This is a genomic window from Frisingicoccus sp. (assembly GCA_016298055.1).
In the GTDB taxonomy this organism is placed as follows: Bacteria; Bacillota; Clostridia; order Lachnospirales; family Lachnospiraceae; genus Frisingicoccus.
Genome location: JAEDDO010000067.1, coordinates 1 through 10,481, shown reverse-complemented (window position 1 = coordinate 10,481; position 10,481 = coordinate 1). Strand labels below are relative to the sequence as shown.

The following is a 10,481-nucleotide window of genomic DNA, read 5'->3' as shown; positions in this document are numbered from 1 at the left end:
AAAGATATGATTTGTAGAAGATGCGGAAAAAAACTGGATAAAGATGATCGGTTCTGCAGGGCCTGCGGAATGCCCGTCGGAGGAGGAAACGACGAAAAAGAGAGTGGCTATCAGGATGATATTATGAGCATGACAGGAAGATTTGATGGTAAATATATGCTGTTATGTGCTGTAATTTTAGGAGCACTCATTATTGTTGGAGCTGTTGTGAAACTGGCTTATGCAAAAGATAGACAGGGAGAAACCTATGCTTCAGAGACGACAGCAGTGTCGGAGTGTCCGGAATGGATGGATGATGCGGAGGTTTAAACAGATGAAGGGTGCATGGATCAGCCTTATACTCCTGATTTTGTTTTTGACAAATCCGATTATGTGTCATGCGGAAATTTCCGGGCCGGAGGCTTTCGACGGAATGGAGTGGGAATTGGTTCATGAGGAGACAATTCATGGTGGAGTTGTTCAGTCCATGTGTGTGACGCCCGAGTATATTATCTGTATTGAAAATATTGAGGACAATCCGAATGTCAATGATGTTGTTTCGGCGTATTACCGTTATGACCGGGATGAGCAGGGAAAGCCGGTAAAACCTTATTCCCTCGCAAAACGTATCCAGAACAGAGAGTGGGAGCACGGCAACAGCCTGACCTATAATCCGAAAACAGAAGAGATTTATGTGGGTCTGTATACGAATACGATTGAGGAAAACAGGGGCTGTATTTATGTTATGGACCCGGAGACACTTGAATATAAGCGGACCATCAAAGTATCTGACGATTATAATATACTGAGTATTGAATATATCGAAGATAAAGATCAGTATGTGATCCAGACAAATGTGGATGGCGGTTATAGTTTTAAAATTCTCGACAGTAATTTTCAGGTTATTGATGATCTGATAACAGATGTGGATACATATCCGGGAACGAATTATCAGGATTGTATGATCAGCGGAGATTATATTATAACTTTTCCGCTGACATTAAATATGGGAATCGGAGATTACTTAAAAGTATTTTCGATTGAAAACAGAGAACTGGTCATGACAGTTCCTTTGGATTTTCAATTTGAAAGTGCTTTTGTGGATGAACCGGAATCTTTGTGTGAGACAGCCCCGGGAGAACTGTTGGCTGTTGTGAATATACAGGATCCGGATGCGGGAAACAGGATCCGTTTTTATAAAACGGTGCTGCCTTATTATTTTTATATTTCCGCAGAGAGTGAGAATGGACGGATAACCAACGTTCAGAAAAAGGTCCTGCGGGGGGATGATTGTGTCATTGATTTTGTACCGGATGATGGGTATGAGTTTTCGGAACTGTCAGTTGACGGAGCTGTACAGACGACCGTGGAGGATACCACATCTTTTATGCTGAATAATATTCAGTCGGATCATAAGGTTAAAGTTGTATTTCGGGAGATACCGTTTCCTTTAATGAAAGTTCTTGTGATCTGCGGTATTGTATGTGTATTGATTTTGGGAATTATTCTGGCTGTGATTATAATGGCGCGTCGGAAACGTAGGATCAAAGAGAAAAAACGGCGGGCTGAATTGAGGAAAAAGCGTCGGGAGAGAGAAGCCCGGAGAGAAAAATTACTGGAAAAAGAACTGAATCAGCTGGAAGAGCTGGAAGCCATTATTGATAAATAGTCGATGTCAAAAAGGAGCGGATGTATACCGCTCCTTATAATTTTTCGGAAAATAAAAAAATCAGGAAGATGTATTCCTGATTTTCTAAATGCAGTTGATGGGAGTTGAACCCACACGAGTGTTACCTCACTAGAACCTGAATCTAGCGCGTCTGCCATTCCGCCACAACTGCATTCGCTTGATATGCGACTCATTAATTTTATCAAATAATCCTGAAATAATCAAGACTTTTTTTGAAAAAAATTAACATTTTTCTGGTTCCGGATAAGTTTCACCGAAAAGTTCCACTGTCATAGACTGGATCTTCTGTGGTGTTTTTGGTGCATCCATACGATTTGTTGCAACACATGCAATCTTATCAACCACATTCATACCTTCAATGATCTTTCCGAAGGCAGCATAAGCACCGTCAAGATGTGGTGCAGGCTGGTGCATGATAAAGAACTGGGAGCCTGCAGAGTTCGGCATCATCGTACGTGCCATGGATAATACACCTGCATCGTGTTTCAGAGGATTAGCAAAACCGTTCTGAGCAAACTCACCTCGGATTGAATATCCAGGACCACCCATGCCTGTGCCGTCAGGACAACCACCCTGAATCATAAAACCTTTGATGACACGATGAAAGATCAAACCGTTATAAAAACCCTTCTGTACAAGAGAAATAAAGTTATTTACTGTATTCGGAGCGATTTCAGGATAAAGTTCTGCCTTCATGATATCGCCGTTTTCCATAGTAATGGTAACAATTGGATTTGCCATGATAAATCCACCTTTCTTTTATTATTTGCTTTCATTATTGTAGCTGAAAAAAAGGTGGAAGTAAAGGCTTTTGATTGAATAAATATATAAAATGTTCTATAATCAGGGTAACAGGATTTTGAGAGCGTGAGGCGCGGAAAAATCCGTAGGTATCATGGGCAAATACTTTTTACCCAATAAAACATGCAAAAAGGGGAAGATGCAATGGCCGTTCTTATTGTCAAAATCGATACATTGGCGACACTTCGTATGAATGAATTTTTTGATTACGCCGGATATTGTTGGGCTTTGAGTCGAAACAGGGAATCGGACACGGTTCTGGCTGCAGAGCTTGAGGATTTCTATGAAGGTACGGTCCGCAGTAACTGTATGGACGATATTCCGGTTATTTTTATATATAAGGATCAGGTGATCGGATGGTATAAAAGGGCGGAGATATACCGTTATATAAGGCATCCTTCTCTCTTTCTTGAAGGGAATATCCGGGCAGCGGTCCGGGATGTTCGTTTGCTGAAAAAACCTGCGGTGGCAAAGGATATTGAATTTGGAAGTGATAAGAATTATCTTGTCATTGAGTCGGGTGATATCCGGTATGACCGTTTTAAAAGTATGATTGACAGTGATGAAGGTCCTTTTGAAGATATAGACTATGCTAAAGCAAAAACAGACACACGGATCCGATCATCTTCGCACGTCATCGGGCGCAGGAAGGGCAGAATCACACCGGCAGACAGGATTGAAAACCTGTTGAATCTGTGCGAAGTTTTTGCAAGTGAAATTATGCAAGACAGATGTCAGGGAATAGGAACGATAAAGGCACTCAGAGAATTGGCACTTGAAGCGACAAGGTATCGTGTGTCGAGCGTGAATGCCTGGTATTATCTGGCGATGGCGGATTATCAGCTGGGATTCACAAAAAAAGGTCTGAGGGCGATTGACCGGGCGATAAGACTGGAACCGGATGGGGATGATCTTATGGTTATGAAGGCGAATCTGCTGGTAAGTGACGGTTGTCTGGAAGAGGCGTTGAAGTATTATGATGAAGCGTGTGAGATATTTCCGGATGACAGCTACTATATTATGGCCGGAAGAGCCTGTGCCTGCATGGGAAATCTCGCAGCGGCAGATATGTATTATAGAAAGGTAAAGGATTCTGATATTTTAAAAGCCTTTGGGATTTCTTTATCAAAAAAAAGATTGTTATAAATATAGTGTCAGGAGGGAGCGACATGGGGACATACATTATGGCACTGGATCAGGGAACGACCAGTTCACGCTGTATTCTTTTTAATAAATCCGGAGAGATCGTGAGTGTTGCACAGCAGGAATTTACTCAGATATATCCGAAGCCGGGGTGGGTTGAACATGATCCGCTTCAGATATGGGCAACTCAGATGAGTGTAGCGATCGCTGCTATGGGTAAAGCGGGCGTGACATCGAAAGATATTGCCGGAATCGGTATTACGAATCAAAGAGAAACGACAGTTGTGTGGAACAGGCATACGGGACTTCCTGTTTATAATGCGATCGTATGGCAGTGTCGAAGAACATCGGATTATATTGATTTGCTTAAAAGTAAGGGATATGATCAGGATATTCTTGAAAAGACAGGTCTGATTGCAGATGCTTATTTTTCAGGAAGCAAGATCAGATGGATACTGGACAATGTGGAGGGAGCCCGGGAAGCCGCGGAAAAAGGGGATCTTCTGTTCGGAACGATCGATACATGGCTTATATGGAAATTAACCGGTGGCGAAGTATTTGTTACAGATTATACAAATGCTTCACGGACAATGCTCTATAATATTCATGAACTTTGCTGGGATGAAGAGATTCTGGCTGTAATGAATATTCCGAAGTGTATGCTGCCGGAAGTTAAAGCATCCAGCTGCATTTATGGGTATACGCAGGAAGGCATTCTGGGTGGAAGTATACCAATCAGCGGTATTGCGGGAGATCAGCAGGCGGCATTATTCGGACAGTGCTGCTTTGAAGCGGGAGAGGCAAAAAATACTTATGGCACAGGCTGTTTTCTGCTGATGAATACAGGAAAAGAGGCAGTCCGGTCAAAAAATGGCCTTCTCACCACGATTGCAGCCAGTGCGGACGGCAGTATTCAATATGCATTGGAAGGCAGTATTTTTATGGCAGGAGCGGCCATACAGTGGCTTAGGGATGAGATGAAACTGATTCAGTCTGCAGGCGAGACAGAAGCCTGTGCGATGGAAGTGGAGGATTCGAACGGTGTTTATGTCGTGCCGGCCTTTACAGGTCTTGGAGCACCCTATTGGGATCAGTATGCACGAGGAGCCGTTGTTGGTCTTACACGGGGTGTAAACAGAAATCATTTTATCCGTGCCACGTTAGAATCTCTGGCTTACCAGACATATGATGTTCTGAAAGCGATGGAGGTGGATTCAAATATTTGTCTGTCTTCTTTAAAGGTAGACGGCGGAGCGTGTGCGAATAATTTCCTGATGCAGTTCCAGTCCGATATTTTGAATACCCGGGTTGAACGTCCGGAATGTGTAGAGACAACAGCTCTTGGAGCAGCCTATCTGGCAGGAATCGCTGTCGGTTATTGGCAGGATACGGATGACATCAAAAAGAACTGGAAACTGGAAAGAACATTTGAGACCAAAATGGATGAAAAAAAACGTGAAGAAAGTATTTCTGGATGGCATGAGGCGGTAAAACGGTCTTACGGATGGGCAAAATAGAAAGGATGTGACAGTATGACATTAAAAGAGATTATTCAAAAGTCAGACAATATTGTATTTTTTGGTGGAGCAGGGGTTTCTACAGAAAGCGGTATTCCGGATTTTCGAAGTGAGACAGGTATTTACAATACGATTAAACGCTATAAAAGATCACCGGAAGAGATTTTATCCCATTCCTTTTTTATGGCGCATCCGGATATTTTTTATGATTTTTATAAAAGCACCATGCTTTATATGGACGCAAAGCCAAATGCGGCCCATATTGCTCTGGCAAAACTGGAAGAGATGGGAAAACTTAAAGCAATTGTGACACAAAATATCGACGGTCTTCATCAGATGGCGGGCAGTAAGCGGGTCTATGAAGTTCACGGAACAGTTCATAAAAATTATTGTATGCGTTGTCATGAATTTTATGATACCGAATATATTCTGAAATCTGACGGTATACCGCGCTGCGAAAAATGCGGAGGTGTTGTAAAACCGGATGTTGTTCTGTACGAAGAAGGACTGGATGAGATGGCGATCAGAGGAAGTATCCATGCTATCCAGAAAGCGGATGTGCTTATTATCGGGGGTACATCGCTGAATGTATATCCTGCTGCAGGCTTTGTTCAGTATTACCGGGGGGATAAGCTTGTATTGATCAATAAAAGTGAGACACCATATGACAGCAGGGCAAATCTGCTCATTCATGACAGTATAGGAAAAGTATTGGGAGAGGTGCTGAATGATTAAAAAACAAAATTTTTATTTTAAGTCTTCGAACAAAAGATCCAGAGTGTATGGTGTTTGTTGGATACCCGGCAACGGAAAGGTAAGGGCTGTTTTGCAGATTGCACATGGAATGGTGGAATATATTGAAAGGTATGACGATTTTGCCAGATTTTTGTGCAGTAAAGGCATTGCGGTTGTGGGCAATGATCATGTGGGTCACGGGAATACAGCCGCATCGGAGAAAGAGTGGGGGTATCTTGGTGAGAATGGATTTCAGTGTATTGTTGATGATATGCATAAGATCGAAGTCCATTTCAAAAAACGGTTTCCGGATGTGCCCTATTTTATTATGGGACACAGCATGGGATCCTTCGCTACACGTTATTTTCTGACAAAATACGGAAAGGAAGTAGACGGAGCTATCATCATGGGCACAGGATATTTTTCTGTCGGACTGGCTCTTTTTGGAAGAGGATTGGCAAAATCACTGGCTCTTGTAAAGGGATGGGAGTATCGAAGCAATTTTATGAATAAGATGGCTTTCGGCTCTTATAACAGAGGGTTCAAACCGGCCCGTACAGAATTTGACTGGCTGACGAGAGATAAGGCTATGGTGGATGCCTATATTCGTGAACCAAGGTGTCAGTTTGTATTTACTCTCAACGGATATTATGAATTATTTAAGGGAATCGGTGTGATTTCCAGTATGAAAAATATTAGAAAGATGCCAAAGGATCTGCCGGTCCTTTTTGTCTCAGGCGATGCGGATCCGGTGGGACATAATGGTGATGGCGTGCAGAAGGTTTATGATATGTTTGTGTCGGCAGGCATAGACGATATAGATATGATTCTTTATGAGGGTGCACGTCATGAGATAATAAATGAGACGAATAGGGATGAAGTCTATCATGATCTGTATGACTGGCTGAATGAGGAAATTTCATGGAGAAGTTGAAAATGACAGAAAATTAGTGTAGAATGAGATGGATATAGATAAAGAAAAACAGTTGGTATACAGGAGGATAGACTATGGGTTTGTTTGGAAAGAAAAAAGACTTCTGGGATGAAGATGAACGTGTATCTGATACAGAAGCGGAATCCTCATCATCGGAAAGTGAGCGTGATGAGACGGAATACGATATAGAAGATGACGGACGCTGGCATCCGACGAAATCGACTCCGCTGAAAGTATTTGCACGAATACTCTTATTTATTTCAGCCGTCGTGCTTGTTGTGTCCGGATTGGTCGTGTATACATATTTTGGCGGCGGCGGTACACTGAACTCCGAACCGAATTATTACCAAAGTACTTTCTTTGGTACGGAATATCAGAAGAGCGTGCTTCAGTTGATCCGTCTTATTAAGGCGGTTGAGACAAGGGGAGACATTCCTGAATCTGAACGTGAGAAATCAAATAAAGATCTGGTTGATAATTATCTGACATCAGAAGGGAATTTTTCGTTTGTAGTGTATGATGAAAATGATCAGGAAGTGATCATGAGCAATGAAGATGCTGTAAAACGTATTGAATCCAGCCATTATTTTGTCAAGATCGATACGACAGAGGGTGGTTTCGAAGTTAATACAGGTGTCTATAATGATGAATTAGATACATCTGAGTGGAAAGCGGAACTTGCATCCTGCAGCGGATCCTATACAATTTATGCCGCTGTAGATAATGAGCTGACTTCGACAACCGATGGTTTTTACACAAGCTATGAATCTTTTAAAGTATTAGGTTCCATGTTTGGTATTATGAAGATTGCGTTGATCGTGGCGGCCGTTGTATTTGTCCTTTCATTTATTTTTAGTATTGTGGCTACAGGTAATGTTCATGGCTACAGAGGAATTCGTTTGACCTGGTTTGATAAGATTTTTACGGAGATTTCGCTTATCTTAATTGTACTTTTCGGAGGCGGAAGCATTTACGGAGCATTTTACCTGTCTTCTATGGATGCAGACTATAGTAAGTATGCAGTCTGTGGAGCGTTGGTACTGGCATATATCTTTTTTATTCGAGGCTATTTCAGTATGGTTCGCCGCATTAAATCCGGTACATTTATTTCAAATATGCTGATATACCGTATTTTTGAAGTGATTGGAGCACTGCCGGCCGTGCCAAGAATACTGTTGATTATTCTGGTATTAGTTCTGTTAAACGGCGCATTGGTATTGGCATTATTTAATCTTGACAGTTATGCGGTGATGGGCATTCCGGTTGTTTATGTTATTGTCCCGATTATTTTTGTTCTTGAGAATATATCCTTTATCACCTGGGTGATCAGAAAAGGAAATGAAGAGTATGATGACGAAGATGATGAGGACGAGGAGGAAAATGCAGAGGTTCCTGAAAGGGAAGCAGGAACAGAGCATGCATACGTCCAGACGGTTTTGAGCGGGGATACGCGTCAGGCTTCGGAACTGGAAGAGGATCTGTCAAAAGCAGCAGCTATAGCAGCGTCTAAAATATCCGTACCCGCATCGGATGACTGGGAAAATATGGATCTCGGAGCTTCTGTTGATCAGGCTATCCTTTCTTCAGACACACTGGTACAGGATGATGCGGGTGTCAGTGATCATACAGTGATGCTTCCAAAGGATGAGATTAATCATTTGCTTAGTCAGACATCAACGGTCAGAGATTCTGCCACATCATTTGATTTTATTCAGTTGAATAGAGATATTCGAAAATTACACCGGAAGGCACTTAAAGAATCCGGTATAGCGGTGACACTCAGAGCTCCGGATAAGCCGATTGTTCTTGAGATGAATAAAGAAGACATGTGGAAAGCAATTTCTATGATTTATGATAATCTGGAACAGTATACGGAACCGGATTCAAGAATTTATGCAGAAATGTATACTCAGAATGGCAAGTTGATTTACATTGTAAAGAATGCTGTGAAAGAAGATGCTATTGAGGCGGCAAAAGCTGTAACATCATCGGGTGCAGAACTGACAGGTGGATTGAAAGTTGCTAAGGAGATTATAGAAAAGAATCATGGCAAGTTTGTCGTTGCTATGGACGGTAATATCTTTAAAACAGGTATTCTTTTAAATAAGACACAGAATAATTAAAAAAATACCGGTTGGAAATGTGATATTGTCTATTGACAAATATTCATTCCAACCGGTACTTTTTTTATTTATTATCCTGGAAATTGTGGACATGATCCAGCAAGGTGTTCTTTAAATCCCACAATGGCTGAGAAAGATCGACGTAAACTTCCTGAGGATTGACAAGACGTCGGGATTCATCCCAGAGTGTGGCAAGTTCGGAAGAACAATAATCGCGGATGTCCATGACAGCAGGTGATGTATAGACACACTGACCATCTTTGAATACAGGAACAAGAAGTTCGCGTACGGTGTAGGAACCGCCATCCAGCCAGGTTTTTTTCCATGTGGAAATCGGATCAAAGATCATTAAAGGCTGTTGAGAATCATAATGTTCATCTGCAAGAGCGATAAGATCTGCTTTGATCTTACCGGTTTCTTTATCATAAAGACGGAATACGGTTTTGTCACCCGGGTTTGTTACTTTTTCGATATTTTCAGATACTTTGATCTTTGGAATAAATTCACCCTTTTCATTTTCAATGGCAGCAAGTTTATAAACACCGCCGAAGGCCGGACAGTTTTTGGAAGTAATAAGGTTTGTTCCGACACCCCAGGAAGTGATTTGTGCACCCTGAGTATGAAGACTGTCAATAAGATATTCATCCAGATCGCTGGAAGCTGAAATGATAGCATCTTTATGGCCTGCCGCATCCAGCATCTTTCGTGCTTTTTTGGACAGGTAAGCCAGGTCACCGCTGTCAAGGCGGATGCCGTACAATTTTGGCTGAATGCCTTTGGCTTTCAGCTCATCAAAAACCTGAATGGCATGAGGTACACCGGATTTCAATGTGTCATATGTGTCAACAAGAAGAAGACAATTATCCGGATACAGATTGGCATAATTCCGGAAAGCTTCCAGTTCGGTTTTAAAGCTCATGATCCAGCTATGCGCGTGGGTTCCTTTGACAGGAATATCAAACATCTGACCGGCCAGTACATTGGAAGTTCCGACACAGCCTCCGATCACTGCGGCACGGGCACCGTAGGTTCCGGCATCCGGTCCCTGTGCACGTCTGAGTCCGAATTCCATAACGCCGCCGCCGGCAGCATAAACCACACGGGCTGCTTTGGTGCATATCAGACTCTGATGGTTAATAATATTCAAAATAGCAGTCTCTACAATCTGAGCTTCCATGATCGGGGCGATGACTTTTAAGAGAGGTTCTTTCGGAAAGACGATCGTACCTTCCGGTATAGCATATATATCGCCTGTAAAATGGAAATCTTTCAGATAATCAAGAAAGTCTTCCTGGAAAAGATTCGTGGAGCGCAGATAGGCAATATCATCTGCGGTAAAATGGAGACCGTTGACATATTCGATGACCTGTGCCAGACCGGCTGTAATTGAATAGGCAGCACCTTCCGGATTCGACCGGAAAAAAACATCAAAGATAACTTTTTCGTGTGTGTTATTTTTGAAATAGCCCTGCATCATTGTTAATTCGTATAAGTCAGTTAAAAGTGTTAAATGGGATGTATTCATAGTATAGTATTCCCTTCCGTATTAATCATAGTTT

Annotated in this window: 9 protein-coding genes and 1 tRNA gene; 7 read left to right on the top strand and 3 right to left on the bottom strand. The window is 42.1% G+C overall.

The features are described 5' to 3' along the window. Both QZZ35_RS06790 and QZZ35_RS06785 read left to right on the top strand, forming a co-directional pair. On the top strand, window positions 1-309 hold a 309-nt coding region (locus tag QZZ35_RS06790), incomplete at its 5' end, for a zinc-ribbon domain-containing protein (protein ID WP_291236709.1). Between the two features lie 4 nt (window positions 310-313). Continuing rightward, window positions 314-1,648 carry an InlB B-repeat-containing protein gene (locus tag QZZ35_RS06785; RefSeq protein WP_291236708.1) on the top strand — a complete coding sequence of 445 codons (1,335 nt, stop codon included), beginning with the start codon at window positions 314-316 and terminating at the stop codon, window positions 1,646-1,648. A gap of 89 nt (window positions 1,649-1,737) precedes the next feature. Here QZZ35_RS06785 and QZZ35_RS06780 read toward each other — a convergent pair. Both QZZ35_RS06780 and QZZ35_RS06775 read right to left on the bottom strand, forming a co-directional pair. Further along, a tRNA-Leu gene (locus QZZ35_RS06780) sits at window positions 1,738-1,820 on the bottom strand. Between the two features lie 71 nt (window positions 1,821-1,891). Next, window positions 1,892-2,410: a peptidylprolyl isomerase gene (locus QZZ35_RS06775; RefSeq protein ID WP_291236707.1), complete on the bottom strand. Its 519-nt coding sequence runs from the start codon at window positions 2,408-2,410 to the stop codon at window positions 1,892-1,894. 204 nt (window positions 2,411-2,614) lie between these two features. On the opposite strand from QZZ35_RS06775, the gene QZZ35_RS06770 reads away from it, so the two are divergent. From QZZ35_RS06770 to QZZ35_RS06750, 5 genes are all read left to right on the top strand, one after another. After that, window positions 2,615-3,616 (top strand): tetratricopeptide repeat protein, encoded by a 1,002-nt coding sequence (locus tag QZZ35_RS06770; protein ID WP_291236706.1) that lies wholly within the window; start codon window positions 2,615-2,617, stop codon window positions 3,614-3,616. Window positions 3,617-3,639: 23 nt separating this feature from the next. Further along, window positions 3,640-5,130: a glycerol kinase GlpK gene (gene glpK / locus QZZ35_RS06765; RefSeq protein WP_291236705.1), complete on the top strand. Its 1,491-nt coding sequence runs from the start codon at window positions 3,640-3,642 to the stop codon at window positions 5,128-5,130. 15 nt (window positions 5,131-5,145) lie between these two features. Then, window positions 5,146-5,865, top strand: coding sequence for an NAD-dependent protein deacylase (locus QZZ35_RS06760; protein WP_291236704.1), 720 nt, complete (start codon window positions 5,146-5,148; stop codon window positions 5,863-5,865). Next, entirely contained in the window at window positions 5,858-6,799 is a 942-nt protein-coding gene (locus QZZ35_RS06755) for an alpha/beta fold hydrolase (RefSeq protein WP_291236703.1), read from the top strand. Before QZZ35_RS06760 ends, QZZ35_RS06755 begins: the two co-directional genes overlap by 8 nt. Before the next feature lie 74 nt (window positions 6,800-6,873). Next, window positions 6,874-8,922, top strand: coding sequence for a hypothetical protein (locus tag QZZ35_RS06750; protein WP_291236702.1), 2,049 nt, complete (start codon window positions 6,874-6,876; stop codon window positions 8,920-8,922). Window positions 8,923-8,986: 64 nt separating this feature from the next. On the opposite strand, the gene QZZ35_RS06745 is transcribed toward QZZ35_RS06750, so the two are convergent. After that, window positions 8,987-10,447, bottom strand: coding sequence for a nicotinate phosphoribosyltransferase (locus tag QZZ35_RS06745; protein WP_291236701.1), 1,461 nt, complete (start codon window positions 10,445-10,447; stop codon window positions 8,987-8,989). Window positions 10,448-10,481: the final 34 nt, after the last annotated feature.